Below are 25,362 nucleotides of genomic sequence, written 5' to 3' on the forward strand. Positions count from 1 at the left end.
CGGTGGGCGACGGCGCGACTCAGCGCGGCGCGTGCGCCTCCAGGAACTCGTAGACGTCCGTGGTGTCCACCCCGGGGAACGACCCGGTCGGCAGCGTCGCGAGCAGCGTCCGCGGCGTCCGCACGTTGGGCCACGAATTGTCCCGCCATGCGGCCTCGAGGTCGGCGGGAGCGCGACGGCAGCAGACTTCGACCGAGTGCTTCGAGACGCCGCGGTTCGGGGTGTCCCGCCCGAGGAACCACTTCGTGTCGTCGAAGCGCACCCCGACCGACACCGAGTGCGCGCCTTCGCTGGAGAGCTCGACGCGCGCGGTGCACCAGTACGTGCCGTTGCCGGTGTCGGTGTACTGGTAATACGGATTGAAGTGATCGTCCTCGTCGAACACGACGCGTGACGTCCACTTGCGGCAGCACATCTGCCCCTCGATCGACCCGAGCCGGTCGGTCGGGAAGTTCACGTCGTCGTTCTCGTAGGCCTTCGTGATCGTGCCGGACTCGTGCACCTTCAGGAAGTGCACCGGGATGCCGAGGTGCACCGTGGCGAGGTTCGTGAAACGGTGGGCGGCGGTCTCGTAGGACACCGAGTACGCGTCGCGCAGGTCTTCGATCGACACGGCCTTGCGGCCCTTCGCCTCCTGGAGGAACGGCACCGCGTGATCCTCGGGGATCAGCAGGGCACCCGTGAGGTAGTTCGTCTCCACGCGCTGCCGCAGGAACTCCGCGTAGCTCGTGGGCTCGGTGTGCCCGAGGATGCGGCTGGACAGCGCCTGCAGCACCGCGGTGCGCGGGTCGCCCTTCGAGGCGAGCCGGCTGGAGAGGTAGAGCCGGCCGTTCTTGATGTCGGCGACGCTGCGCGTGGTCTGCGGCAGGTCGGACACGTAGTGCAGCGTGAAGCCGAGATGGGCGGCGATGTCGGATGCCGTCCGCTGGGTCAACGGACCGCCGGGGTGCCCGACGGCGTCGAGGATGCCCAGCGCCTGCTTCTCCAGCTCCGGGAAGTGGTTGTTCTGCGTGCGCATCAGCCGGCGCAGCGCCACGTTGGCCCGCCGCGCCTCCTCCGGGGTCGCCGCGCGCTCGTCGCGCAGCCGTTCGATCTCACCCTGGAGCGCGAGCATGGCCTTCAGCGCGTCGTCGGGCACGGTCTTGCCGATCCGGAACGGCGCGATCCCCAGCGCCTGGAACGTCTGTCCCTTCATCGCCCGCTCCAGGGCGATCTCCATCGAGGCGCGCTCGTCGAGCGGCTCGGATTCCAGCAGCGCATCCAGCGTCGAATCCAGCGCGCGGGCGATCGAGCGCAGCAGCGTGAGCTTCGGCTCGCGACGACCGTTCTCGATCATCGACAGCTGGCTCGGCACGCGGTCCACCGCGGACGCGAGCTCGTCGAGCGTCATGCCGCGCGCGGTGCGCAGCTGCCGGATGCGGCGGCCGATCGTGAGCGAATCCACCTCTTCATCGTCGAGGACTTCCGTGGCGGCATCCGCTGTTCCCGAGGTCTGCATGCCGCGATTCTGTCACGAATGGCGAATTTCCTCGAAACTTCACACCGGCATTCGTCGGTTCGGACCCCGAACTTCACCCCACAGTGGACTCACGGGCGGCACCACCGCCGCTCATCCGTTCACAGAAGGACATGGACATGACACCTGCAACCGCCACACTGACCGCCCCCACCACGGCGCCGGCGCCGGCCGTTCAGGTCGTCGGACGTCTCGCCCCGCGGTACGACGAGATCCTCACCCCGGAGGCGCTGGCCTTCGTCGCCGAACTGCACCAGCGCTTCGGCGGACGCCGTCACGACCGTCTCGCCGATCGGATGCGGCGCCGCTTCGAGATCGGCAACGGCCACGACCCGCGCTTCCGTGACGACACCGCGCACATCCGCGAGGACGCCGAATGGCGGGTCGCCGGAGCCGGACCGGGGCTGGAGGACCGCCGCGTGGAGATCACCGGGCCCACCGACCCGAAGATGACGATCAACGCGCTGAACTCCGGCGCGCGGGTGTGGCTGGCGGACCAGGAGGACGCCACGAGCCCCACGTGGAAGAACGTGATCGAGGGGCAGCTGTCGCTGCGCGACGCGATCCGCGGCGAGCTGTCGTTCACGAACGACGCCGGAAAGACCTATGAGGTCACCGCCGAGCGGACGCCCACGATCGTGATGCGCCCGCGGGGCTGGCACCTGAGCGAGGCCCACCTGCGGTTCACCGACCGGGCCGGCCGCGAGATGGCGGCATCCGGCTCGCTCGTGGACTTCGGGCTCTACTTCTTCCACAACGCCGAGCAGCTGATCGCGAACGGCCGCGGCCCGTACTTCTACATCGCGAAGCTGGAGTCCAGCGAAGAGGCCAAGCTCTGGGACGACGTGTTCACGTTCAGCGAGCGCTATGTCGGCATCCCGCACGGCACGATCCGCGCGACCGTGCTGATCGAGACGCTGCCGGCCGCGTTCGAGATGGAGGAGATCCTGTTCGAGCTGCGCGACCACTGCGCGGGTCTGAACGCCGGACGCTGGGACTACATCTTCTCGATCATCAAGAACTACCGCGGCCGCGGCGCGCGCTTCGTGCTGCCGGACCGCAGCGAGGTCACGATGACCGTGCCGTTCATGCGGGCGTACACGGAACTGCTCGTGAAGACGTGCCACAAGCGCGGCGCTTTCGCGATCGGCGGGATGAGCGCGTTCATTCCGAACCGCCGCGACCCCGACGTGACGGCGCGGGCGTTCGAGAAGGTGGCCGCGGACAAGAAGCGCGAGGCCGGCGACGGCTTCGACGGCACGTGGGTGGCCCACCCCGACCTGATCCCGACGGCGATGGCCGAGTTCGACGCCGTGCTCGGCGACCGACCGAACCAGACCGACCGCCAGCGCGACGACGTGCACGTGCGGGCAGCCGACCTGCTGGACGTGCACATCGGCCGGCCGGTGACCGCGGAGGGCGTGTACGCGAACGTGTCGGTGGCGATCCGCTACATCGAGGCATGGCTGCGCGGGCTCGGCGCCGTGGCGATCGACAACCTGATGGAGGATGCCGCCACCGCCGAGATCTCGCGATCGCAGGTGTGGCAGTGGATCCACCAGGACCGCACGACCGAGGACGGCACCCCGATCACCCGCGACTACATCGAAGGCCTGATCACGCGCGTGCTCACCGAGGCCGACCGCCGTGACGAGGACCGGTTCGAGGACGCCGCCGAAGTGTTCCGCGAGGTGGCGCTGCGCGAGGAGTTCCCGACGTTCCTCACGCTGACCGCGTACGCGAAGTTCCTGGTCGAAACCGACTGACCCCTCTTTCCGCCACAGACGAAGGACACGACATGACCCACTACCAGGACGACATCACCGCCACGCAGGCTCTGAAGCAGCAGAACGGCGCGAGCTGGGATGCGATCGACCCCGAGGCCGTCGCGCGGATGCGGGCGCAGAACCGGTTCCGGACGGGGCTCGAGATCGCCCAGTACACCGCCGACATCATGCGCCGCGACATGGCCGAGTACGACGCCGACTCATCCGTCTACACGCAGTCTCTCGGCGTCTGGCACGGCTTCATCGGGCAGCAGAAGCTCATCTCGATCAAGAAGCACCTGAAGTCCACGAACAAGCGCTACCTGTACCTGTCCGGCTGGATGGTCGCGGCTCTCCGCTCGGAGTTCGGGCCGCTGCCCGATCAGTCGATGCACGAGAAGACCGCGGTCCCGGCGCTCATCGCGGAGCTGTACACCTTCCTCCGCCAGGCGGATGCCCGAGAGCTCGACCTGCTCTTCACGAAGCTCGACGCGGCGCGTGCGGCGGGAGACGAGACCGCGGCGGAGTTCATCCAGTCGCAGATCGACACGTACGAGACCCACGTCGTGCCGATCATCGCCGACATCGACGCCGGCTTCGGAAACCCCGAGGCGACGTATCTGCTGGCCAAGAAGATGATCGAGGCGGGCGCGTGCGCCATCCAGATCGAGAACCAGGTCTCCGACGAGAAGCAGTGCGGACACCAGGACGGCAAGGTCACCGTCCCGCACGACGACTTCATCGCGAAGCTCAACGCGGTCCGCTACGCGTTCCTCGAGCTCGGCATCGACAACGGCGTCATCGTCGCCCGCACCGATTCGCTCGGTGCGGGACTCACACAGAAGCTCGCCGTCAGCCACGCGGCGGGCGACCTGGGCGACCAGTACAACGCGTTCCTCGATGTCGAGGAGATCTCGGCATCCGATCTGGGCACGGGCGACGTCGTCCTCACGCGCGACGGCCGGCTGGTGCGCCCCAAGCGGCTGCCGAGCAACCTGTACCAGTTCCGCCCGGGGACGGGTGAGGAGCGCTGCGTCCTGGACTGCGTCACCGCGCTCCGCAACGGCGCGGATCTGCTGTGGATCGAGACCGAGAAGCCGCACGTGGAGCAGATCGCGGGAATGATGGACGAGATCCGCAAGGAGATCCCGAACGCGAAGCTCGTCTACAACAACAGCCCGTCGTTCAACTGGACGCTCAACTTCCGTCAACAGGTGTACGACCTGCTCGCGGCCGAAGGCGCCGATGTGTCGGCATACGACCGCGCCGACCTGATGAACGTGGACTACGACGGCACGGAGCTCGCGCGCCTCGCCGACGAGAAGATCCGCTCGTTCCAGAAGGACGGGTCGGCGCGCGCCGGGATCTTCCACCACCTGATCACGCTGCCGACGTACCACACGGCCGCGCTGTCGACGGATGACCTGGCGAAGGGCTACTTCGGCGACGAGGGGATGCTCGCGTACGTGCGGGGCGTGCAGCGCCGCGAGATCCGCGAGGGCATCGCGACGGTCAAGCACCAGAACATGGCCGGCAGCGACATCGGCGACAACCACAAGGAGTACTTCGCCGGCGACGCGGCGCTCAAGGCCGGCGGCGCGCACAACACGATGAACCAGTTCGGCTGATCCGCCGACAGCACCGCCCGCCGCGGCGGCTGTTCCGCGAGACGGCAACCGAGCGCCGAGACTCAGGGGAATCCCCTAGGTCTCGGCGCTCGGTTGCCGTTTCGCGGTCGAACCGGCCAGCTACTCGAACTGCTCCCAGTCGGGGCAGCCGTCCGTCACGAACACCGAGCCCTCGGGGATGTCCGTCAGGAAGGCGTACGAGCCCTGATTCTCGAACGCCACCGCCCCGTCGGCATCCTGAATCGACCACGTGCAGCCGTCCGGCTGCGACGCCGGCTCGCCGCTGAGCTGATAGCCGCCGAACGGGATGTCGGTGCCCACGGCGTACCGGCCGGTGCCGGCGACGACCACGAACTCCCCCGAGCCGTCGTCGCCGGCTTCCTCCACCTCGTCCCCCGTGTCCTCCGCGGTCGCGTCCGGCTCCTCCACGCTCGTCCCGGCACCCTCGTCCGTGGGCGCTGTCGGGCTGCACCCGGACAGCGTGACGGCGAGCGCTCCCGCGGTCGCCAGGACCAGCATCCGCCACCGCAGTCCACCTGATCGCGTCATCCCCGTGCCTCCTCACCACGGCACCCCGGCCGCTGCTCCCGACGCTAGGGACGCGACGCCCGCCGATCCATGGGGGTTTCGGCGTATTCGCGGCGAGGACCCGTCGCTACTGTGAGCACATGGATCGGCCGACCGAGCTCGACCACACCCTCGCGCGGCTGATGCGCGGTGGGGCGATCCGCCCGGCCATCGACGGCGCGCCCGATTCCTTCCTCCTCGCCCTGCACAGCCTCGAGCTCGTCTGGCTGAGCGACTTCGACGCCGCCGCCCGATGCGCGGCGCGCGCCGTGGCGGACGCCCGCGATCCCGACGCCCGGGCTCTCGCGCGCGCGGCGGCGAGTATCGCGAAGGCGTGCTGCACCGACCTGGAGATCACGGCGACGCTGAACGACCCGCTGTCCGCGGCTCTCGCCGATCCGGCACCGCTCACCGCCGCGCTGGCCCGCCCGGTATGGGTGCTCCTCGCGGAGGGCGCCCTCGCCGGCGCCCGGCTGGATCTCGCGACCCCGCTCCTGGCCCGGATGCGCGCCACCGATGGGGACCTGTTCGGCGTGGTCCGGCATCCGTTCGCCGTCTTCATCTACGCACTCGAGGCGCGCGCGAGCATGTTCCGTGGGGACGTGAGCCAGGCGCGCGTGCACGCCGACGCGGGCATCGCCGCGGCCGAAGGCGCCGTGCCCACGCTGTTCGCGCGCGCGTGCGCCGCCCTGGTGGCCGGCAGCGCGGACGAACGTGCGCGGACCCGCGCGCTGATCGCCGAGGTGGAGCGCAGCGACGTCCCGATCGTCGATGCGGTGACGAGGGGATGCCGCGTCCTCGCCGCCTTCGCGGCGATCGCGATCGGCGAGCACGGGCGCGCGTCCCGGCTCATCGTGCTCGCCGGTGGAGACGAGGACCTGTCGCATCTGCGCATCATCGACCGCGCCTGGGGGTTCGAGATGCTCGTGGCCGAGGCCGCGTCCCGAGGCGACGCGCGCGGCGCCGCGCGCTGGCACGAGCGCGCGCAGGTCCTCGCCCGGCATCCGATGGCCACCGCGTCGCTGGACCGCATGGCCTCTCACCGCGCGCTCCTGGACGGCAGCTTCGACACGGCGATCGCGGTGTCCGAACGCAGCGCCCGGGATGCGCGGCGACAGCAGCGCGGCGTCGAGGCGATCGAAGCCGAGATCCTCCTCGCCCGCTCGCGCATCGCGGCACATCGCAGCGGCGACGCCGCCCGCGCTCTGACCGACCTGGCTGCCAGCGCGCTCGACTCCGGACACCGCTCCGCCCGCCGTGCCGCGGGACGTGAGCTGCGGCGCATCGGCCGCAGGCTCCCGCCGGCGGCACCGGGGTGGGCGGGGCTCTCACCGCGCGAGCAGGAGGTCGCGACACTGCTGGCGCGGGGGCTGTCCAACGCGCAGATCGCACGTGCGATGTTCGTGTCGGAGGCCACCGTGCGGGTGCACGTCTCGCGCATCCTGCGGACCCTCGGCGTGCCCACCCGTTCGGCGATCGGGGCAGCCGACCCCTCGCCGTCCGCGGCGAAGTCCCTTCCCCCGCTCACGCGCCGTCAGCGCGCGGTCGCCGAGCTGATCGCGACCGGGGCGACGAACAAGCACATCGCCGCGAAGCTCGGCATCGGCGTCCCGACGGTGGAGAAGCACGTGGCAGCGGTGTTCGCGCGGTGGGGTGTCCGCTCGCGTGCGGAGGTGGCACGACTCGTCCGACAGGAGCCGCCGCCGACGGCAGCCTGACCTCCGCGGAACCGGCCCCGGCCGGCCGGGGCGATGGGATCATGAGAACGCCCGGGGGCGCACCGACCGCCGCGGGCGGGAGGATGCGCATGAGCCTGCACGACACCCAGACGGATACCGCACCCGGCGCCTCGGCGGAGCACTACGACGTCGCCGTCATCGGTGCCGGTCCCGCGGGAACGGCGGCGGCGCTCCGCGCCGCCGAGCTCGGTGCGCGGGTGGTCGTGCTCGAGGCGACCGAACGCACCGGCGGCACATGCGTGAACACCGGATGCGTCCCGACCCGCGTGCTGGCCAAGGCCGCCCGGCTCATGCGGGAGATCCGCGCGGCCGATGCGTACGGCATCCAGATCGGCGACGCCACCGTCGACTGGCCCGGCACCGTCGCGCGCGTGCGGGAGCGCGTGGACGGCGTGCGGGCGATCAAGCGCGAGCCGGCCCGGTTCGCCGACGCCGGCATCGTGTTGCGGCAGGAGGGACGCGCGCGGTTCGAGAGCTCGCACACCCTGGTGCTGGACTCCGGGCGCCGAGTGAGCGCATCGAGCATCCTCGTGTGCGTCGGCGGGCACTCGCGCCGTCTCCCGATCCCCGGCGCGGAGCTCGCGACCGTGCCCGAGCACGTGCTCGACCTCCCGCGACTCCCCGGCCGGGTCGCGATCATCGGCGCGGGCAACACGGGGATGCAGCTGGCCACGGTCTTCGATTCGCTGGGTTCGCACGTGACGATCCTCGATCTTGCGCCGCGCGTGCTCATGGCCTCCGATGCCGAGATCTCGGCGGTCGTCACGGACGCATTCCGTGCACAGGGCATGGCGGTGCACACCGGGATCACCGGCGTGCAGAAGCTCGAAAAGGTCGACGGCGAGCGCATCGCCCTGACCTGGACGGACGCGGACCGCGAGAATGTCGAAGTCTTCGACGCGGTCGTGATGGCGACGGGGTGGCCCGCCGACGTCGAAGACCTGGGTCTGGAGAACGCGGGAGTCGACGTGCAGCGCTCGGCGATCCCGGTCGACGACTACTTCCATTCGTCCGCGTCGCACATCTTCGCGGTGGGTGATGCGAACGGCAAGGACATGCTCGTGCAGGCCGCGCAGTTCGAGGGCGAGGCGGCCGCCGAGAACGCGGTGCTCGGCGCCAATCGCCGGACCCCGCATCACCTGCTCCCCGCCGGCGGCTTCACCGATCCGGACTACGCCGGCGTGGGACTGACGGAGGAGCAGGCGCGCGAGAGGGATCCGCACTGCGTCGTCGCTGTCGCGCGCTACGCCGACCTCGAGCGCGCCGTGATCGACGACCGCGGCATCGGATTCCTCAAGCTCATCGCCGACAACCGTCGCGAACTCATCCTGGGCGCGCACGCCGTCGGCGAGAACGCGGTCGAGGTCATCCAGTCCGTCACGACCGCGATGGCCGCCGGAATCGACGTCGCGACCCTCGCGCGCGTCAAGTTCGCCTATCCGACCTACAGCGCGATCATCGGGCTGGCCGCGCGCGACCTGCTGAAGGCCGTTCCGGCGACCTGATTCTTTTCGACGCGGTTGTCGATCGACGGATGCCGCGCACGTCGTCCTCACGTAACGTCGCTCCGAGAGTGACCCTCACGAAAGGACCACCCCATGAAGTTCCTGATGCTCGTCGTCGTCGACCCCAGCCTGGAGAGTACGGAAGAAGGACCTGTCTCGATCGAGCAGTGGGTCGATGAGACGTACGGCGCGGGCAAGGCCGTCGAGGGAGACCGGCTCCGCCCGCCCGCGGACGCGAAGACCATCCGCCGCCGCAACGGCTCCATCCACGTCACCGACGGTCCGTTCGCAGAGACCCACGAGTGGATCGCGGGTTTCGACGTGCTCGAGTGCGACAGCCTGGAGGAGGCGATCGAGCTCGCGTCGCGGCATCCGATGGCCACCGGCGGGATCATCGAGCTCCGCCCCGCCTGGCCGCTGGATCTGTGACCGGCGCCCTCTGTCGCTGAGACGACATCTGCGCGTCGAGACTGTGGGGCTTGCCCACCGTTTCGACGCGCAGATGTCGTCTCACGGGAGGTGAGGGCGCGGACTACGCTCGAAGCGTGACAGAACGCGCCCCACTCTCCCGCAAGCTCTCCGCCATCGCCGAGTCGGCGACCCTCAAGGTCGACGCGAAGGCCAAGGCCCTGCAGGCCGCCGGCCGACCCGTGATCAGCTACGCCGCCGGCGAGCCCGATTTCGCGACGCCGCAGTTCATCGTGGATGCCGCTGCCGAGGCCCTGCGCGACCCGGCGAACTTCCGCTACACGCCCGCCGTCGGCCTTCCGGTGCTGCGCGAGGCGATCGCGGCGAAGACGCTGCGCGACTCGGGCCTGGAGGTCGACCCGAGCCAGGTCATCGTCACCAACGGCGGCAAGCAGTCCGTGTACCAGGCGTTCCAGGCCGTGGTGAACCCGGGTGACGAGGTGCTGCTGCCCGCGCCGTACTGGACGACCTACCCCGAGGCGATCGCTCTGGCCGACGGCATCCCCGTCGAGGTCTTCGCCGGCGCCGACCAGGACTACAAGGTCACCGTCGACCAGCTCGAGGCCGCCCGCACCCCTCGCACGACCGCGCTCGTGTTCGTCTCCCCCTCCAACCCGACCGGCTCGGTGTACACGCCGGAGGAGACCGCCGCGATCGGCGAGTGGGCCGTCGAGCACGGCATCTGGATCATCTCGGACGAGATCTACCAGAACCTCGTCTACGAAGGCGCGCGCGCCGTCTCGATCGTCGAGGCGGTGCCGGATGCCGCTGCCCAGACGATCCTGGTGAACGGCGTCGCGAAGACCTACGCAATGACCGGATGGCGCGTGGGCTGGATGGTCGGACCCAAGGACGCGATCAAGCTCGCCGCGAACCTGCAGTCGCACTTGTCCAGCAACGTGAACAACATCGCCCAGCGCGCGGCCCTCGCCGCCCTGACCGGACCGCAGACCGAGGCGGAGGAGTTCCGCGTCGCGTTCGACCGGCGCCGTCAGCTCATCGTGGGCGAGCTCGCGAAGATCTCGGGTGTCACGGTCCCGAACCCGCTCGGCGCGTTCTACGTGTACCCCGACGTGCAGGGTCTGCTCGGGCGCACGTGGCGCGGCAAGACGCCGACCACCTCGCTCGAGCTGGCCGATCTGATCCTCGAGGAGGTCGAGGTCGCGGTGGTCCCCGGCGAGGCGTTCGGTCCGTCCGGATACCTGCGGCTCTCGTACGCTCTCGGCGACGAGCAGCTGCTCGAGGGCGTGCGGCGCCTGCAAGAGCTCTTCGCCTGATCCGAGCGCGCGGAGCCGGAGTCCCCGTCCCCCGAGATGGTGCCTCCGCCCCCGAGATGGTGCATCCTCCCCCGAGATGGTGCATCCTCCCCCGAGATGGTGCCCACCACCTCGCGAGGAAACCCACCACCTCGCGGGGAAACCCACCACCTCGCGGGGAAACCCACCATCTCGCGAGGAAACCCACTACCTCGCGAGAGATCGGGCAGGGATGTCGACCGGGGCGCCTGCGGCGCGTCGCCTTTGTGAACCCACTCACGAAGGAGCCGACATGGGACTGCGCCGCTTGCTCATCGAATTCGCCGCTGCGGCGGCGAATCTGCACCCTGATCACCGCACGACGTACGACGGGCTCGTCCGTCAGGACGAGCCCGTCGTCGGGAACCGAGAACCGGCGGATCAGTCCGCTTTCACCACCGTGAAAGCGCCGTCGAGCTCCACGTCGACGTCCTTGCCGTCGCCGAGGTCGATCTCGACCTCGTAGACGTGGTCGGCGTCATCGCTCAGCTCGACGCTCGTGACCGTTCCCGATCCGACGTGCGCGAGCGCGGCATCCGATGCCTTCTTCGCGTCCGCGGCGTCCGGGACGCCGTCGTCCGAACCGGATGCCGCACCCCGGTCATCGGGCTGCGCCGAGACGACCTGCAGGTTCTCGTCGAGCTTGACCTCGACGATGCCACCGCTGTTCTGACGCACGTCGATCTCGTAGGCGTAGGCCGCGTTGTCGTCGATGTCGGCGTCGATCACGACACCGGGTCCGGCTTCCTTCAGCGCCGCCGCGATCGCGCCCTCGATGTCCGACGGCGCGCCGGACGCGAGCCGGTCGTCGGTCTGCGTCACAGCGACGTCGTCGGCGTCGAACGGGAGCTCGGCGGTGCCGGTCGCGAACGCGACGGCCGTGCCGGCGCCGATGAGGGCGATCGCTCCGGCGGTGCCGGCGATCCAGATGATGGGTTTGCGCATGGTGTCCTCCTGGGTAGGACTCCACGATCCCGCGCGGCCCCTGAAGCCAACCTGAAGCGCGGAAAACGGTCAGCCGGGCAGGGTCACGACGAACAGCGCGCCGCCTGAGCGGCCGGCATCCACGCGCACGTCTCCCCCGTGGGCGCGCACGATCTCGCGCACGATCGCGAGCCCCAGCCCGCTGCCGCCGGCGTCGCGCGCGCGGGCGTCGTCGAGCCGCACGAAGCGCTCGAAGATCCGACTCCGTTCGGACGAGGCGACGCCCGCACCGTCGTCCTCCACCGTGAGCGCCGCGCCGCCGCCGGCGGGCTCGGCGGTGAACACGACACCGGATCGAGCGTGCCGGGCCGCGTTGTCGGCGAGGTTCCGGACCACCTGCCGGAGCAGCGCCGCGTCCCCGCGCACGCGCGCCGGCTGCACGCCGCGGACATCGACCGTCATGCCGCCGAGCGCGCGCAGCCGGGCCGCCTCCGCCAGAAGGAGGTCGTCGAGGTCGACGTCCCCCAGGTGGAGGGCGAGTCCTCCCTCGTCCGCACGCGTGAGGACCAGCATCCCCTGGACGAGCCGCTCGAGCCGCCCACCCTCGTCGAGCACGGCGTCGCTCAGCTCCGCCGCGCTGATGCGGTCGGGGTGCGCACGGGCCACCTCCGCGAACTGACGCAGCGACGCCAGCGGCGACTTGAGCTCGTGCGACGCATCCGAGACGAACCGTCGCTGCGCGACCTGCGATTCGTCGAGCCGGCTCAGCATGCCGTTCATCGTGTGGGCGAGGCGGCCGATCTCGTCGTTCGTGGCCGGTTCGTCCACCCGTGCCGACAGATCGCTCGCCGAGAGCGTCTCGACCTGGCGCCGCATCCGCTCGACCGGGGCGAGCGAACGACCGACCGCGAACCACGTCGTGAGCGCGACGATCGCCGTGACGACCGGGACCGAGACCGCCAGGAGCACGCCGACCGTGGTGAGGGTGACATCCACCTCTTCCGTGCTGCGTCCCGCGACGACGATCCAGTCGCCGGCCTCGCGTTCGACCGCCACGACGAACGGCGGATCTCCCGGATCGAGCCGGATGAGCGATGGCGCGGACCCCTCGCGGTCGGCGAGCGCTCCGACGTCCTCGGCGGCGTCGCTCGCGGCGACCACCGCGCCGCTGTCCCGGTCGATCAGCTGCCAGAACCGGTCGTCGTCGATGTCGGGGAGCGATTCCGGGCCGGAGGCGTCCACCTGCTCCGCGAACGCCGCGGCATCCTGCTGCGCGGCGGAGTCGAGCTGACCGTACAGCGCGCCGCGCAGGGTGAACCAGAAGCCGACGGCGCCGAGCGCGAGCGCGAGGAGGACGACGGATGCCGCCACCGCGGTGATACGGGCGCGGATGCCCGGCCCACCCCGCGGCCGCTCAGCCATCCGCGTCGATCCGGTAGCCGGCCCCGCGCACGGTTCGGATGCTCTCGCGGCCGAACGGCCGGTCGATCTTGCTCCGCAAGTGCCCGATGTACACCTCGACGATGTTCGGGTCGCCCTCGAAGGCGAAGTCCCAGACGCCGCCGAGGATGTCGGCCTTCGGCACGACCTCACCCGCGCGCCGGACCAGGAACTCGAGCACCGAGAACTCGCGCGTCGTCAGCTCGATCGGGGTCTCGCTGCGCCGCACGGTCCGCGCGGCGGGGTCCAGCTCCAGGTCGCCGACGCGGAGGATCGCCGGGCGGGCGCCGGCACCGCGCCGGATGAGCGCGCGGACGCGGGCGACGAGCACCGCGAACGAGAACGGCTTGGTGAGGTAGTCGTCCGCGCCGGTGTCCAGGCCCTCGACCTGGTCCCACTCGCCGTCCTTCGCGGTCAGCATCAGGACCGGCGTCCAGTTCTCCTCGTCGCGCAGGGTGCGGCACACCACGTAGCCGTTCATGCCGGGCAGCATGATGTCGAGCAGGATCGCCGCGTACTGCTGCTCGCGGGCGAGCCACAGCCCGTCGGTGCCGGTGTGCGCGACGTCGACGGCGAAACCCTCGGCCTCCAGTCCCCGCTTGAGGCCCTCCGCCAGGCGCGGCTCGTCGTCCACCACCAGGAGTCGCATGCTCCCATCGTGGCGCATCGGGGCTGAAGCGCACCTGAAGCGCGCGTGAAGCGCGGCGGGGCTAGAGCTCGACGCCGACGAGCACCGGCTCCGGCTGCAGAATGAGTCCGAACTCGGCCTGCACGCGGCCCTGGATGAATCGCGCAAGCTGCGCGAGCTCCTCCGCCGTGCCCTCGCCCCGGTTCGTGAGCGCGAGCGCGTGCTTGCTCGACAGCGCGGCCCGCGAGCGCGGGAGCTTGAAGCCTTTGCGCAACCCGGCGTGCTCGATGAGCCACGCCGCGCTGATCTTGACGTCCGACTCCTGCGCCGCGGCGCGGGGCACGTAGCCCTCGTACGCGGCGAGCGGGATCACCAGGACCGGGTCGAGGTCGGGCGTCACCGGCCATCGCGGGCACTCCGGCGGCAGCGTGCGGGCGAAGGATGCCGACACGATCGCGTTCTGGAAGAACGACCCCGCGCTGTAGGTGTCGGGGTCGGACGCGTCGAGCACCATGCCCTTGCGGCGTCGGGTCTCGAGGACGTGCTCCCGCACCCATGCGAGCGAGACGGTGTCCTCGGGGGCGAGTCCGAGGGCGGCGCGCAGCTGTTCTCCCGCGACCGGCCGCTCCCCGTGCCCGACGTCGGCGAGCTCGAGCGTGACGGACAGGATCACGGCCGGGCGCTGGGCGACCGAACCGTAGTGCTGCTTGAACACCGACGTGCGGAACCCCAGCCCGAGCTCGGACGCGGGCACCGTCGCGACATCGCCGGTCGCCTCGTCGATGAGCTCGACCTCGGCGAGGGTCTGGACGATCTCCTGGCCGTAGGCGCCGATGTTCTGCACGGGGGCCGCGCCGACGGTCCCGGGGATCCCGGCCATCGCCTCGATGCCGGCGAGCCCTTCGGTGACGGCGTGGGCGACGAGGTCGTCCCAGTCGTGACCGGCCTGCACCCGCAGCCGTACGAAGCCGGGCCGGGGTGACGGCAACCGCTCGATGCCTTTCGTGAGGACGCGCACGACGGTCCCCTCGAACGGCTCGTCTCCGACGAACAGGTTGGAGCCGCCGCCGAGGACGAGCAGCGGCTCGCCGTCGGCCCAGGCCTCGCGGAGCACGCCGATGAGCTCGTCCACGGTGAGCGCGTCGACCATGCGCGCCGGCGCGGCTCCGGTGCGGAGCGTCGTCAGCTGCGAGAGCGGTATCGGGTCGATCTCGGGCATCGGCTAGACGGACCGCACCCGCACCTGCGCCTTGCCGAGGACGGTGGTGTCGGCGTGGGTGACGGTGAGGTCGATGCGCAGCTCGTCGTCCTGCACCGCGCCGACCTTCGCGACGATGCGCAGCTCGGCGCCGGTCTCGGGGTCCACGACGACGGGACGCGTGAAGCGCACGCCGTACTCGAGGATGCGCCCGGAATCGCCGAGCCACGGCACGAGCGTCTCGACGGCGAGGCCCATCGTGAGCATGCCGTGTGCGAGCACACCGGGAAGACCGACGGATGCCGCCACGTCGTCTCGGTAGTGGATCGGGTTGAAGTCACCTGAGGCGCCGGCGTAGCGGACGAGGGACTCACGCGTGAGGTGGACGCTGCGCTCGGCGACGACGTCTCCGACGGCGGCGGCGCTCACTTCTCGCCCTCCCCGACCAGGAGCACCGACGTGGCGGTGACGACGTGCGCACCCGCGGCGTCGGTGATCTCCGCCTCGCTCGTGACCATGGCGTTGCCGCCGATCGCGCGGATGCCGGTCACCGACAGCGTGCCGGTCAGTTCGTCGCCCGCGACGATCGGGCGGGTGTAGCGGAAGCGCTGCTCGGCGTGCAGGACGTTCTGCAGCACGATGCCGGAGTCGGGCTCGGCGAGCAGCTGCTGGAGGGTCTGGTCCTGGATGACCATCGCGAACGTCGGCGGTGCGACGACGTCGGCGTACCCGAGCGCCTCCGCGGCCGCCGGGTCGACGTGCTGCGGGTCGTCGGCGAAGACCGCACGGGCGAACTCCCGCACTTTCTCACGACCGACGAGATACGGGGCGGTCGGGGGGAAGACCCGCCCGACGAGCTCGGGATTCACTGGCACCGGACAAGTCTACCGAGCGGCCCCGCGACCGCCGCGGCTCAGGCCTTCCGGGACCGGATCGTGCGCACCGCCATCTGGGTGGCGATGAAGACGAGGAACGCGGCGAACAGGACGTTGCCCCAGAACGGATCGACGAGCGTCGCGATCCAGGCTCCGAGCGCGGTCGTGGTGCAGGCTGCGACGCCGATGAGGGCGGCGGCCTTCAGATCGACGTTCGCGCGGCGGATGTTGCCGATCGTGCCCGAGATCGCGGTCGGGATCATCATGAGCAGCGACGTGCCCTTCGCGATCAGGTCGCTCGTGCCGAAGAGCAGCATGAGGGCGGGGACGACGATGATCCCGCCGCCGACGCCGATCAGTCCCGCGATCGTCCCGGTGATCAGACCCAGCACGACGAGACCGATGATCGACCACACGGTCAGCGGCAGCCCGGCATCCCGCGAGGGGATCACCAGGAACAGGCTGACGATCACTCCCAGCAGGAACGCGATGAATGCCCAGCGCAGCGCGAACAGGGACACCCGCGGCAGGAGCCACGTGCCGATCTGGGCGCCGACGACCGCGCCGGCGGCGAGGATCAGTGCGGGGATCCAGGCGACCGACCCGTTCAGCGCGTACGCGATCACGCCGACCGTCGCGGTCGGGACGATCGCGGCGAGAGACGTGCCCGCCGCGAGCCGCTGGTTGTAGGCGAGGATCAGCACGAGGAGCGGGACGATCACCGTCCCGCCGCCGACACCGAACAGCCCCGACATGAGACCCGCGAGGAGTCCGATGCCCAGGCACGTGAGGATGTACTTCGCGCCCTTCGGTTCGGAGGTGTGCGGCGCGTCGATCTCGGGCATGCCCTCTATCCTGCCGCGTCGGGGCGCGGAGCCTCGACAGCGGCCCGCACCGCGGCGGGGAGGGCGGTGATGATGCGGTCCAGCTCGCGGTCGGTGTGCGAGGCCGACAGGAACCACGCTTCGAACACGCTCGGCGGCAGGCTGATGCCGGACTCGAGCATCGAGGTGAAGAACGCCCGGTAGCGCCAGGCCTCCTGGTCCTTCGCATCGTCGTAGTCGCGGACCTCTCCGTCGCGGAACGCGAGGGAGAACAGGTTGCCGGCACGGGACACGGTCACCGGGAGCCCCTGGGCGGCGAACGCATCCTCGACGGCACCGGAGAGCACCGCCGCGGAGTGGTCGATACGCGCGTACACGCCGTCGTCGGCGGCGCGCAGCGTGGCGTGGCCGGCCGCGACGGCGAGCGGATTGCCGCTCAGCGTCCCGGCCTGGTAGACGGGGCCGAGCGGTGCGAGGAGTTCCATGATCTCGGCACGTCCGGCGACCGCCGCGAGCGGCAGCCCGCCGCCGACGATCTTGCCGAACGTCACGAGGTCCGGTGTCCACGGCTCTTCGTCCGCGCTCCGCGCCTCCAGGCCCCACCATCCGGCCGGATCGACGCGGAAGCCGGTGAGCACTTCGTCCAGGATGAGCAGTGCGCCCTCGCGTCGCGTCAGGTCCGCCAGGTGCCGGTTGAACCGGGGTCCGGGCACGAGCACGCCCGCGTTCGCACCCGCGGCCTCCGTGATCACCGCGGCGATGCGACCGGGGTGGGCCGCGAACGTGGCCTCGAGCGCTCCGAGGTCGTTGTACGGCAGGACGATCGTGAGGGCGGCCACGGCGGCGGGGACGCCGGCCGACCCCGGCAGACCGAGGGTGGCCACGCCCGAACCCGACTCGGCGAGCAACCCGTCCGAGTGCCCGTGGTAGTGGCCGGCGAACTTGATGACGAGGTCTCGGCCGGTGGCGCCGCGCGCGAGACGGACCGCCGTCATCGTCGCCTCGGTCCCGGTGGAGACCAGGCGCACCCGCTCGAACATGCGGGTCGAGCCCACGGTCGTCCGCTCCCGCAGCAGCTCCGCGAGCTGCGCCTCTCCGGGCGTGGTCGCCCCGAACGACAGCCCGTGTGCGGCGGCGCGCTGCACGGCCGCCACGACGTCGGGGTGCGCGTGGCCGAGCAGGGCGGGACCCCACGAGCACACGAGGTCGACGTATTCGCGACCCTCGACATCCGTCACGTACGGCCCGCGGGCTGAGACGAGGAACCGCGGAGTGCCGCCGACGGACCGGTAGGCACGGACGGGCGAGTTCACCCCGCCCGGGATCACCGCCTGCGCGCGCGCGAACTCTGTCTGATTCGTCATGCTCCGGCTCCGTCCTGGAGAAGGTGCGCCGCCTCGACGGCCCAGTAGGTGAGGATGCCGTCGGCGCCGGCTCGCCGGATGGAGACGAGCGATTCGAGCACCGCCCGCTCGCGGTCGATCCAGCCGTTCGCCGCGGCGGCTTCGATCATGGAGTACTCGCCGCTGACCTGATAGGCCCACACCGGGACCGGGGATGCCGCGGCCACGCGGGACAGCACGTCCAGGTACAGCGAGGCGGGCTTGACCATGACGACATCCGCGCCCTCGGCGACGTCGATCGCGGCCTCGCGCTCCCCTTCCCGCGCGTTCGCGGGGTCGAGCTGGTACGTGCGGCGGTCGCCTTCGAGGGAGGACTGCACCGCCTCGCGGAACGGTCCGTACAGCGCAGAGGCGTACTTCGCGGCGTAGCCGAGGATCGCGGTGTCGTGGTGGCCGTGGGCGTCGAGGACGTCGCGGACCGCGCGCACCTGACCGTCCATCATCCCGGACAAGCCGAGCAGCGCCGAGCCGGCGGACGCCTGCGCGAGAGCCATCGCGCGGTACCGCTCCAGGCTCGCGTCGTTGTCGACGCGGCCGGCTCCGTCGAGCACGCCGCAGTGGCCGTGATCGGTGAACTCGTCCAGGCACAGATCGGTCTGCACCACGAGGTCACCGCCGACCTCGGCGGCGGCGATCCGCGTGGCGACGTTCAGGATGCCGTCCGGGTCATCCGCTCCGGAGCCGGTGGCGTCCTTGTGCGCGGGGACTCCGAACAGCATCACGCCGCCGATGCCGGCATCCGCGGCATCATGCAGGGCTCGTTTGAACGAGTCGGTCGTGTGCTGGACGACTCCGGGCATCGAGGAGATCGGGACGGGCTCGCTCACGCCCTCGCGGACGAACATCGGCAGGACGAGCTCGCGCGCGTGCAGCCGCGTCTGGGCGACCAGGCGCCGCCAGGCGGGAGTCGCGCGGGTGCGTCGGGGACGGATGTCGGGCAGGGGCGTGGTCATGGGCGTCCTTTCCGCGCGGCGGTCATCCCGCCGCGCCCAGGGGTGCCAGCTGCGCGGCGCCACGGTCGAGCAGTTCGGCGGCGACGTGGTCGGCGAGATCGGATGCCGCGGCATCCGTGTCGGCGGGCGCGGTCTGCACGACCGTCAGCTCGCCGGAGCCGTCCGGGGCGAACACGCTCGCGGTGAGCGCGAGGTCCGCGCCGCGGAGGGCGGCGTGGGCGGCGATCGGCGCCGAGCAGCCCGCCTCCAGCCGGGACAGCACCCCGCGTTCGGCGATCGCCGCGCGGCGCGTGGACGGGTCGTCCACCGCCGAGATCCGCTCGCGCAGCGCGGGAGCGGCATCCGAGCGGACTTCGATCGCGAGGGCGCCCTGCGCCGGCGCGGTCGGCCAGGCGGCGAGGTCGAAGAGCTCGGACGCCTCGCCGAGGCGGCCGAGGCGCTCCAGCCCCGCCGCAGCGAGCACGAGTCCGTCGATGCGGCGGTCGTCATCGGCGTCGTAGAGCCGGCCGAGCCGCGTGTCGACGTTGCCGCGGATGCCGACGACCTCGAGGTCGGGACGAGCCGAGAGCAGCTGAGCCCGGCGGCGGGGCGAACCGGTGCCCACGCGCGCGCCGTGCGGCAGCCGGGCGAGGGTGATGCCGTCTCGGGTCGCGAGCGCATCCCGCGCGTCGGCCCGCTCGGGAACGGCGATGAGGTCGATGCCGTCCGCCGGCGCGGTCGGCAGGTCTTTGAACGAGTGCACGATCACATCGACGCGGCCGTCGCGCAGCGCGTCCCGCAGCGCTGAGACGAAGACACCGGTGCCGCCCATCGACGCGAGCGGCGTGGACGAGCGATCGCCCTCCGACGTGATGGTGATGAGCTCGAAGGGACCGAACCGCGCGGCGACGGCCGAGCTCTGCGCGACCGCCAGGGCGCTCGCACGCGTGCCGACGCGCAGCGGCGCGCCGGGCTTGAGCAGCGCGTTCACGGAAGCAGGCCCGACACCGCCGGCTTGAACCCCGCGCGGACGTTCTCGCAGCACGCCGGCCGGCAGACGTCGAACCACGGACCGAGATCGGTCTGGTGCGGACGCGCGGAGGCCGGGGTGCCCTTCAGGCGCTCGACGACGAGGTCGACCAGGCCGCTCACGAACGCGGGGTCCACGCCCGGCGTCGGGGTGCGGACCGCGCGGATGCCGGCCTCCTCGGCCGCCTCCATCGCCTCGGTGTCGAGGTCCCAGAGCACCTCCATGTGGTCGCTCACGAAGCCGAGGGGCACGATCACGACCGCGTCCTTGCCGCGATCGGGCAGTTCGCCGATCACGTCGCACACGTCGGGCTCGAGCCAGGGCTGGCTCGGCGGGCCGGAGCGCGACTGGTACACGAGCTCCCAGTCGGTCTGCGCCGCGGCGGGCACCTCGTCGCGCACGTTCGCCATCACGAACGCCGCAACCGCTTCGTGCTGCGCCGCGTACGCGCCGCCGGGGCCGAAGTCGCGGTCGCGAGGGCCGGAGCGCTCGGCGTCGGCGGTCGGGATGCTGTGGGTCGAGAACAGCACCTGGATGCGGTCTGCGGCGACGCCGTCGGCGATGAGCGCCGCGACGGCATCCCGGACGCCCTCCGTGAAGGCGTGCACGAAGCCGGGGTGGTCGAAGAACTGCCGGACCTTGTCGATCGTGACGGTGCCGACGAGCTCGGTCGCCTCCAGAACGCGGGCGAAATCCTCGCGGTACTGGCGGCAGCTGGAGTACGAGCTGTACGCGCTCGTGGCGATCGCCAGGAGGGTCGTGTCGCCCGCCCCGGCGGCCTCCTGGACGGCCTCCTCGAGGTACGGCGCCCAGTTGCGGTTCCCCCAGTACACGGGCAGGTCGATGCCGCGGGCGGCGAGCTCGCCCTCGATCGCGGCCTTCAGCGCGCGGTTCTGCGCGTTGATCGGGCTGATGCCGCCGAAGTGGCGGTAGTGGTGGGCGACTTCCTCGAGACGCTCATCCGGGATGCCGCGCCCCCGCGTGACGTTGCGCAGGAACGGGATCACATCGTCCTGGCCTTCCGGTCCGCCGAAGCCCGCGAGGAGGATCGCGTCGTACGCGACGGGGACCTCGATGTGCGGCGCGCCCGTCGCGGCGGCGTCGCTCGCGGAGCGGACGAGGGGGGTCGTATCGGTCATGACAGCACCTCGGGGAGTTCGTCGAGCGTGATCAGGCGGCCGGTGAAGAAGGGGACTTCCTCGCGCACGTGACGGCGGGCCTCGGTCGCGCGCAGGTGTCGCATCATGTCCACGAGGTCGATCGGGTCGTCGGCCTCGAGCGCGAGGATCCACTCATAGTCGCCGAGGGCGAAGGCGGCGACGGTGTTCGGCTGGATCTGCGGGAAGTCGCGGCCCTTCAGGCCGTGCTCGCTCAGCATCCCGCGCCGCTCGTCCTCGGGGAGGATGTACCAGTCCAGGCTCCGGACGAACGGGTAGACACTCACCCAGCCCTTGGGCGGCAGACCGCGCATGAAGGACGGGGCGTGGTCGCGTGTGAAGTCCGCCTCGCGATGCACTCCGAGGGCGTTCCACCGCGGCTCGAGCGAGGCCAGAGCGGCCGTGCGACGGAGGGAGCGCAGACCCGCCTGCAGTGCCTGCGCGTCGGCGCCGGTCAGCCAGATCATGAGGTCGGCGTCGGCGCGGAGACCCGACACGTCGTACAGCCCGCGCAGCGTGACGCCGGTCGCCTCGAGGCCCGCGATGGCCGCGGCGAGCTCGGTCGTCTGCGGAGCCGCCGCGGGGCCTGCGGGCCGGGCCAGGATCGCCCAGAGGCCGTACCCGATCGTCTCGTTCGTCTCGGTGGTCATGCTCGTCCTTCCGTGCGGTCCGGCTGGTCTGCCCGCGTGCGCGGGTCCTCGCGGACGGTCTCGGCGATCCGGGCGGCGCTCGCACGGGCGTCCGCCACGATCGCGGCCAATCCGGTGAGCGAAGCCGCTTCTCCCGCGGCCTCCACACCGCTCGGCGGCGGCGCCACCTCCAGCGTCCGCGTCCAGGTGCGCACCTGGAGGTCGCGGAGTCCGCCGATCTCCGCGCCCGTGACGGCCCGCAGGTCTGCGGCCACCGTGGCCTCCGGATCACCCGGCACTTCATCGTACGAGAGGCGCACGAGGTGGCGGCCCGCCGGAAGCAGATCCGCGACCCATTCCCACTTCGCCGAGGAGTGCGTGAACGCCCGCGCCGTGATGCCAGGCGCGCCGCGCGTGACGAGTGCACCCGTGCCGCGCGGCGCAGCATCCAGCTGGGGCGCGTCGAGCGAGGCGATCGCGACCGTGATCGATCGGGTTCGGGATGCCGCCCCCTGCGCGTCCGAGGCGGCGATCACGACCCGCCCCGCGAGGCGCTCCCCGCCCACGAGCGTCACACCGTCGTGACCGGCGGCCGTGACGCGGGAACCGAGACGGATGCGGGCGCCTGCGGCGACGGCATCCGCGGCAAGGGTCGTCGCGATGCGGTGCACACCGCCGCGCATCCCCGCGACCTGCGACCCCGCCGCGCTCGCGGCGCGCAGACTCAGCACGGCTTCCCCGAGCGAGCGGGCGTTCCGCAACGCGGCGGGGAGCCCCGGTGAGGCGAGTGCGACGGCGAGCTCGTCCGGACTCGTCGAGTACACCCCGCGGACGACCGGTGCCACGAGTTCGGCGAGTACCCGCTCGCCCATCCGCCGGCGCACCAGGTCACTGATGGAGCGGTAGTCCTCGGGGGCGCGCAGCGGCACCCAGCGGTCGATCGCCGCACGCAGGGAAGCGCGTCGCCCGATCGCGCGGACGACGTCGGGCGCAGAGGGGTCGCCAGGGATGCCGAGCACGCTCGCGGCGGGCAGCGGATGCGCCGCGCCGCCCGGGCCGATCACCCACGCCGGGGTGTCGCGCGGGGCGACGACGTCGCCTCCGAGACCGATCTCGGCGGCGAGCGCTGCGACCGTCCCGTCCCGCGTGGCGAAGGACTCAGCGGCCGCATCCGCCTCGACGCCGTCGATGCGGAGCGGGGCGAGCTGCCCGCCGACACGATCCGACGCCTCCAGCAGCGTGACGGGGATGCCGGCACGGGCCAGGTCACGGGTGATCACAAGACCGCCGATCCCTGCGCCCACGACGAGCACCGGCGCGCCCGCGGGTGCGGGCACGCCGTCAGACAGCGGCGAGACCGGTGGGAGCGTGGGTCAGCCCGCCCACGTCGGCTCGGGTGCGACGGAGCCGACCTCGTGCACGAGCCGGACGATGCGCGTGAGTACGTCCGGATCGGTCTCGGGCGGCACGCCGTGACCGAGGTTCACCACGTGTGCGGGGGCGGCTTTGCCGCGCTCGAGGACGTCGAGGACGTGCGCCTCGAGCTTCTCCCACGGAGCCCCGAGCCAGGCCGGGTCGATGTTGCCCTGCAGCACGACGCGATCGTCGAGTCGGCGCGATGCTTCGTCCAGCGGCAGGCGCCAGTCCACACCCACGGCGTCTGCGCCGATCCCCGCCATGAGGTCCAGCACCTCGCCGCTTCCGACACCGAAGTGGATGATCGGCACGTCGAGCCCGCGCAATGCCGAGAGCGTCCGTTTCGAGTGCGGGGCGACGCGGCGCTGGTAGTCGCGGCGTGACAGGGAACCCACCCACGAGTCGAAGAGCTGGACGGCGCTCGCGCCGGCGTCGACCTGCGCACGCAGGAACGCACCGGACACATCGGCGCACCAGTTCAACAACTGGGCCCACGCCTGCGGGTCGGAAACCATGAGGCTGCGAGCCCTCAACTGGTCCTTGGACGGACCTCCCTCGACGAGGTACGAAGCGAGGGTGAACGGGGCGCCGGCGAAGCCGATGAGCGGTGTGCTGCCGAGCTCGGCCACCGTGCGGGCGACGCCTTCGCGGATCGGGTCGAGCGCATCCGGGTCGATCGGGCGCAGTCTCAGGATGTCGGATGCCGACCGGATCGGCGCCTCCAGGACGGGCCCGCGGCCCGGGACGATCTCGACTGGGACGCCGGCGAGCCGCAGCGGGATCACGATGTCGCTGAAGAACACGGCGGCGTCCACGCCGTGCCGGCGCACCGGTTGCAGCGTGATCTCGCTCGCGAGCTCGGGGTTCAGGCAGGCGTCGAGCATCGCCGTGCCGACGCGGAGCTCGCGGTACTCGGGGAGACTCCGGCCGGCCTGGCGCATGAACCAGATCGGGGTGGTCTCGGGCCGGTCGCCGCGCAGGGCCCGGACGAGCGGGGACGTGGTGGTGCGACCGTCACGGAGGGGATGTGACGCGGGGGAAGACATATGGACCATTGTCCCACCGCAACCTGTCCGTCCGGTGCGGGCGGTGCGCCGGGTGCCCCGGGGGTTACGTACCATGGAGTAGTGCTTCTCTGCGTCTCCGTGTCCCACCGGACGGCGGATTTCGATCTTCTGGGCCGCCTCTCGGAGGCGGTGACCGCAGAATCGGCGACCGCACTCGTGGACGGCGGGCGGGCGCGCGGCGCGGTCCTGGTCTCCACGTGCAACCGGGTGGAGGCGTACCTCGACGTCGAGCAGGGCGCCGACACGAGCGCCGCCGAAGCGACGCTGCGCGCGATCGCGACCGCAGCGGACCTCTCGCGCGACGCCCTCCGCGAGCGGGCCGAAGTGCTCGCCGGGGCTCCCGCACTGCACCACCTGTTCGCGGTGACCTCCGGCCTGGAGTCGATCGCGGTCGGCGAGGAGGAGATCGCCGGGCAGGTGCGCCGCGCCTACGAGTCCGCCCGCACCGCGAAGGCGACTACCCCCGAACTGGACACGGCCTTCCAGCGCGCGGCGAAAGTCTCCCGCGACGTCCGTGCGGCGACGGCCGTCGGCAAGGCCGGACGCTCCCTCGTGCAGTTCGCCCTCCAGCTCGCCGGCACCCGCGTACCCGACTGGCGCCGTACCCGCGCCCTCGTGGTCGGCACCGGCAACTATGCCGCGACGACCGTCGCCGCGCTCCGGACGCTCGGCGTCTCGGATCTGTCCGTCTACTCCCTCACCGGGCGCGCCGAGCAGTTCGCCGAGAAGTATCACGTCCGCGCGGCGCACGATCTGCGGGATGCCGTCGGATCGGCGGATGTCGTGATCACGTGCACGACCACCTACACCGTGACCGTCGGCGATGTGCCCGACGACGCCCGCCGGACGATCATCGACCTCGGCCTGCCGCGCAACGTCGACCCCGCGGTCGGGCGCCTGCCGGGCGTGGAGCTCATGGACCTCGAGCTGATCGCCACGCACGCGCGGCTGCCGATGCTCGCCCCCGATGCGACCGCGCGCGAACTCGTCTCCTCCGCGGCCGCGGTGTTCGCCGCCGAGCAGACCGCGGCACCGGCGATCGTGGCGTTGCGCTCCCACGTGTTCGACGCCCTCGAGGTCGAGCTGAGCCGCCTGTCCGCCAAGTCGATGCCGGCCGAGCAGGCGGCGGCGGTCACCGAAGCGCTCCGGCACTTCGCGGGAGCTCTCCTTCACGAGCCGACCCAGCGGGCCCGGGATCTCGCCGCCGGCGGCCGCGTGTCGAACTTCGAGGCCGGCCTGCACGCGGTGTTCGGGATCGATCCGGCCGCAGCCGGCGGCGCGGTCACGCCGCTCCGCCGTCCCGGCGGACGCGACGAGGACGCGCCCCGCACCGGCTCAGCCGAGCGGGGCTGACC

At 71.6% G+C, this 25,362-nt stretch carries 23 protein-coding genes; 7 read left to right on the forward strand and 16 right to left on the reverse strand.

Translation table 11 applies throughout. The features are described 5' to 3' along the window. Positions 1–19: 19 nt before the first annotated feature. Positions 20–1,498 carry a helix-turn-helix domain-containing protein gene (locus ABD197_RS13700; protein WP_344055413.1) on the reverse strand — a complete coding sequence of 493 codons (1,479 nt, stop codon included), beginning with the start codon at positions 1,496–1,498 and terminating at the stop codon, positions 20–22. Positions 1,499–1,635: 137 nt separating this feature from the next. Here ABD197_RS13700 and aceB point away from each other — a divergent pair, with 137 nt between their 5' ends. Together aceB and ABD197_RS13710 are read left to right on the forward strand one after the other, a co-directional pair. Continuing rightward, positions 1,636–3,282: a malate synthase A gene (gene aceB, locus ABD197_RS13705; protein WP_344055414.1), complete on the forward strand. Its 1,647-nt coding sequence runs from the start codon at positions 1,636–1,638 to the stop codon at positions 3,280–3,282. Between the two features lie 32 nt (positions 3,283–3,314). After that, positions 3,315–4,910, forward strand: coding sequence for an isocitrate lyase (locus tag ABD197_RS13710; protein WP_344055415.1), 1,596 nt, complete (start codon positions 3,315–3,317; stop codon positions 4,908–4,910). A 120-nt stretch (positions 4,911–5,030) separates the two neighbouring features. Here ABD197_RS13710 and ABD197_RS13715 read toward each other — a convergent pair whose 3' ends face one another. After that, positions 5,031–5,459: an Rv1352/Rv1906c domain-containing protein gene (locus ABD197_RS13715; RefSeq protein ID WP_344055416.1), complete on the reverse strand. Its 429-nt coding sequence runs from the start codon at positions 5,457–5,459 to the stop codon at positions 5,031–5,033. 119 nt (positions 5,460–5,578) lie between these two features. Here ABD197_RS13715 and ABD197_RS13720 point away from each other — a divergent pair, with 119 nt between their 5' ends. From ABD197_RS13720 to ABD197_RS13735, 4 genes are all read left to right on the forward strand, one after another. After that, positions 5,579–7,195 (forward strand): LuxR C-terminal-related transcriptional regulator, encoded by a 1,617-nt coding sequence (locus ABD197_RS13720; RefSeq protein ID WP_344055417.1) that lies wholly within the window; start codon positions 5,579–5,581, stop codon positions 7,193–7,195. A gap of 89 nt (positions 7,196–7,284) precedes the next feature. Next, positions 7,285–8,721 (forward strand): dihydrolipoyl dehydrogenase family protein, encoded by a 1,437-nt coding sequence (locus ABD197_RS13725; RefSeq protein ID WP_344055418.1) that lies wholly within the window; start codon positions 7,285–7,287, stop codon positions 8,719–8,721. A 93-nt stretch (positions 8,722–8,814) separates the two neighbouring features. Beyond that, on the forward strand, positions 8,815–9,150 hold the full coding sequence (locus ABD197_RS13730; RefSeq protein ID WP_344055419.1) for a YciI family protein: 336 nt from the start codon (positions 8,815–8,817) through the stop codon (positions 9,148–9,150). A 116-nt stretch (positions 9,151–9,266) separates the two neighbouring features. Beyond that, positions 9,267–10,466, forward strand: coding sequence for a pyridoxal phosphate-dependent aminotransferase (locus tag ABD197_RS13735; RefSeq protein WP_344055420.1), 1,200 nt, complete (start codon positions 9,267–9,269; stop codon positions 10,464–10,466). Between the two features lie 399 nt (positions 10,467–10,865). Here ABD197_RS13735 and ABD197_RS13740 read toward each other — a convergent pair whose 3' ends face one another. The 14 genes from ABD197_RS13740 to hemE all read right to left on the reverse strand — a co-directional run bounded on the left by ABD197_RS13740 (position 10,866) and on the right by hemE (position 23,986). Then, on the reverse strand, positions 10,866–11,429 hold the full coding sequence (locus ABD197_RS13740; protein WP_344055421.1) for a PepSY domain-containing protein: 564 nt from the start codon (positions 11,427–11,429) through the stop codon (positions 10,866–10,868). A gap of 69 nt (positions 11,430–11,498) precedes the next feature. Then, positions 11,499–12,830 (reverse strand): HAMP domain-containing sensor histidine kinase, encoded by a 1,332-nt coding sequence (locus ABD197_RS13745; protein WP_344055422.1) that lies wholly within the window; start codon positions 12,828–12,830, stop codon positions 11,499–11,501. Continuing rightward, a complete protein-coding gene (locus ABD197_RS13750; protein WP_344055423.1) occupies positions 12,823–13,497 on the reverse strand; it encodes a response regulator transcription factor in 675 nt (224 codons plus the stop codon). Before ABD197_RS13750 ends, ABD197_RS13745 begins: the two co-directional genes overlap by 8 nt. Positions 13,498–13,558: 61 nt before the next feature. Continuing rightward, entirely contained in the window at positions 13,559–14,695 is a 1,137-nt protein-coding gene (locus tag ABD197_RS13755) for a UDP-N-acetylmuramate dehydrogenase (RefSeq protein ID WP_344055424.1), read from the reverse strand. A gap of 3 nt (positions 14,696–14,698) precedes the next feature. After that, positions 14,699–15,103, reverse strand: a complete 405-nt coding sequence (locus ABD197_RS13760) for a MaoC/PaaZ C-terminal domain-containing protein (RefSeq protein WP_344055425.1) — start codon at positions 15,101–15,103, stop codon at positions 14,699–14,701. Further along, positions 15,100–15,549 carry an FAS1-like dehydratase domain-containing protein gene (locus ABD197_RS13765; RefSeq protein ID WP_344055426.1) on the reverse strand — a complete coding sequence of 150 codons (450 nt, stop codon included), beginning with the start codon at positions 15,547–15,549 and terminating at the stop codon, positions 15,100–15,102. Before ABD197_RS13765 ends, ABD197_RS13760 begins: the two co-directional genes overlap by 4 nt. A 38-nt stretch (positions 15,550–15,587) precedes the next feature. Then, the gene (locus tag ABD197_RS13770) at positions 15,588–16,394 is read right to left on the reverse strand and encodes a sulfite exporter TauE/SafE family protein (RefSeq protein ID WP_344055427.1); all 807 of its coding nucleotides are present in this window, start codon (positions 16,392–16,394) and stop codon (positions 15,588–15,590) included. A gap of 5 nt (positions 16,395–16,399) precedes the next feature. Next, on the reverse strand, positions 16,400–17,737 hold the full coding sequence (gene hemL / locus ABD197_RS13775; protein WP_344055428.1) for a glutamate-1-semialdehyde 2,1-aminomutase: 1,338 nt from the start codon (positions 17,735–17,737) through the stop codon (positions 16,400–16,402). After that, positions 17,734–18,729, reverse strand: coding sequence for a porphobilinogen synthase (gene hemB / locus ABD197_RS13780; protein WP_344055429.1), 996 nt, complete (start codon positions 18,727–18,729; stop codon positions 17,734–17,736). The genes hemL and hemB overlap by 4 nt, the downstream gene beginning before the upstream one ends. Before the next feature lie 22 nt (positions 18,730–18,751). Then, on the reverse strand, positions 18,752–19,699 hold the full coding sequence (gene hemC, locus ABD197_RS13785) for a hydroxymethylbilane synthase (protein WP_344055430.1): 948 nt from the start codon (positions 19,697–19,699) through the stop codon (positions 18,752–18,754). Next, positions 19,696–20,877 carry a ferrochelatase gene (locus ABD197_RS13790; RefSeq protein WP_344055431.1) on the reverse strand — a complete coding sequence of 394 codons (1,182 nt, stop codon included), beginning with the start codon at positions 20,875–20,877 and terminating at the stop codon, positions 19,696–19,698. The genes hemC and ABD197_RS13790 overlap by 4 nt, the downstream gene beginning before the upstream one ends. Further along, positions 20,874–21,545: a hydrogen peroxide-dependent heme synthase gene (gene hemQ, locus ABD197_RS13795; protein ID WP_344055432.1), complete on the reverse strand. Its 672-nt coding sequence runs from the start codon at positions 21,543–21,545 to the stop codon at positions 20,874–20,876. Before hemQ ends, ABD197_RS13790 begins: the two co-directional genes overlap by 4 nt. Then, entirely contained in the window at positions 21,542–22,861 is a 1,320-nt protein-coding gene (locus ABD197_RS13800; protein ID WP_344055433.1) for a protoporphyrinogen/coproporphyrinogen oxidase, read from the reverse strand. Before ABD197_RS13800 ends, hemQ begins: the two co-directional genes overlap by 4 nt. Before the next feature lie 36 nt (positions 22,862–22,897). Then, positions 22,898–23,986 (reverse strand): uroporphyrinogen decarboxylase, encoded by a 1,089-nt coding sequence (gene hemE / locus ABD197_RS13805; protein WP_344055434.1) that lies wholly within the window; start codon positions 23,984–23,986, stop codon positions 22,898–22,900. 81 nt (positions 23,987–24,067) lie between these two features. On the opposite strand from hemE, the gene ABD197_RS13810 reads away from it, so the two are divergent. After that, positions 24,068–25,360, forward strand: coding sequence for a glutamyl-tRNA reductase (locus tag ABD197_RS13810; protein ID WP_344055435.1), 1,293 nt, complete (start codon positions 24,068–24,070; stop codon positions 25,358–25,360). Positions 25,361–25,362 lie beyond the last annotated feature (2 nt).

Origin of the sequence: Microbacterium lacus, assembly GCF_039531105.1 — a bacterium.
GTDB classification, from domain to species: Bacteria; Actinomycetota; Actinomycetes; order Actinomycetales; family Microbacteriaceae; genus Microbacterium; species Microbacterium lacus.

Coding starts and splice junctions, on each gene's coding strand:
- hemQ (WP_344055432.1), bottom strand. CDS start 21,545: ATGACCACCGAGACGAACGAGACGATCGGGTACGGCCTCTGGGCGATC.
- ABD197_RS13750 (WP_344055423.1), bottom strand. CDS start 13,497: ATGCGACTCCTGGTGGTGGACGACGAGCCGCGCCTGGCGGAGGGCCTC.
- ABD197_RS13755 (WP_344055424.1), bottom strand. CDS start 14,695: ATGCCCGAGATCGACCCGATACCGCTCTCGCAGCTGACGACGCTCCGC.
- ABD197_RS13720 (WP_344055417.1), top strand. CDS start 5,579: ATGGATCGGCCGACCGAGCTCGACCACACCCTCGCGCGGCTGATGCGC.
- ABD197_RS13700 (WP_344055413.1), bottom strand. CDS start 1,498: ATGCAGACCTCGGGAACAGCGGATGCCGCCACGGAAGTCCTCGACGAT.
- ABD197_RS13730 (WP_344055419.1), top strand. CDS start 8,815: ATGAAGTTCCTGATGCTCGTCGTCGTCGACCCCAGCCTGGAGAGTACG.
- ABD197_RS13715 (WP_344055416.1), bottom strand. CDS start 5,459: ATGACGCGATCAGGTGGACTGCGGTGGCGGATGCTGGTCCTGGCGACC.
- hemB (WP_344055429.1), bottom strand. CDS start 18,729: ATGACCACGCCCCTGCCCGACATCCGTCCCCGACGCACCCGCGCGACT.
- ABD197_RS13745 (WP_344055422.1), bottom strand. CDS start 12,830: ATGGCTGAGCGGCCGCGGGGTGGGCCGGGCATCCGCGCCCGTATCACC.
- ABD197_RS13740 (WP_344055421.1), bottom strand. CDS start 11,429: ATGCGCAAACCCATCATCTGGATCGCCGGCACCGCCGGAGCGATCGCC.
- hemL (WP_344055428.1), bottom strand. CDS start 17,737: ATGACGAATCAGACAGAGTTCGCGCGCGCGCAGGCGGTGATCCCGGGC.
- ABD197_RS13725 (WP_344055418.1), top strand. CDS start 7,285: ATGAGCCTGCACGACACCCAGACGGATACCGCACCCGGCGCCTCGGCG.
- hemE (WP_344055434.1), bottom strand. CDS start 23,986: ATGTCTTCCCCCGCGTCACATCCCCTCCGTGACGGTCGCACCACCACG.
- ABD197_RS13790 (WP_344055431.1), bottom strand. CDS start 20,877: ATGACCGATACGACCCCCCTCGTCCGCTCCGCGAGCGACGCCGCCGCG.
- aceB (WP_344055414.1), top strand. CDS start 1,636: ATGACACCTGCAACCGCCACACTGACCGCCCCCACCACGGCGCCGGCG.
- ABD197_RS13770 (WP_344055427.1), bottom strand. CDS start 16,394: ATGCCCGAGATCGACGCGCCGCACACCTCCGAACCGAAGGGCGCGAAG.
- ABD197_RS13710 (WP_344055415.1), top strand. CDS start 3,315: ATGACCCACTACCAGGACGACATCACCGCCACGCAGGCTCTGAAGCAG.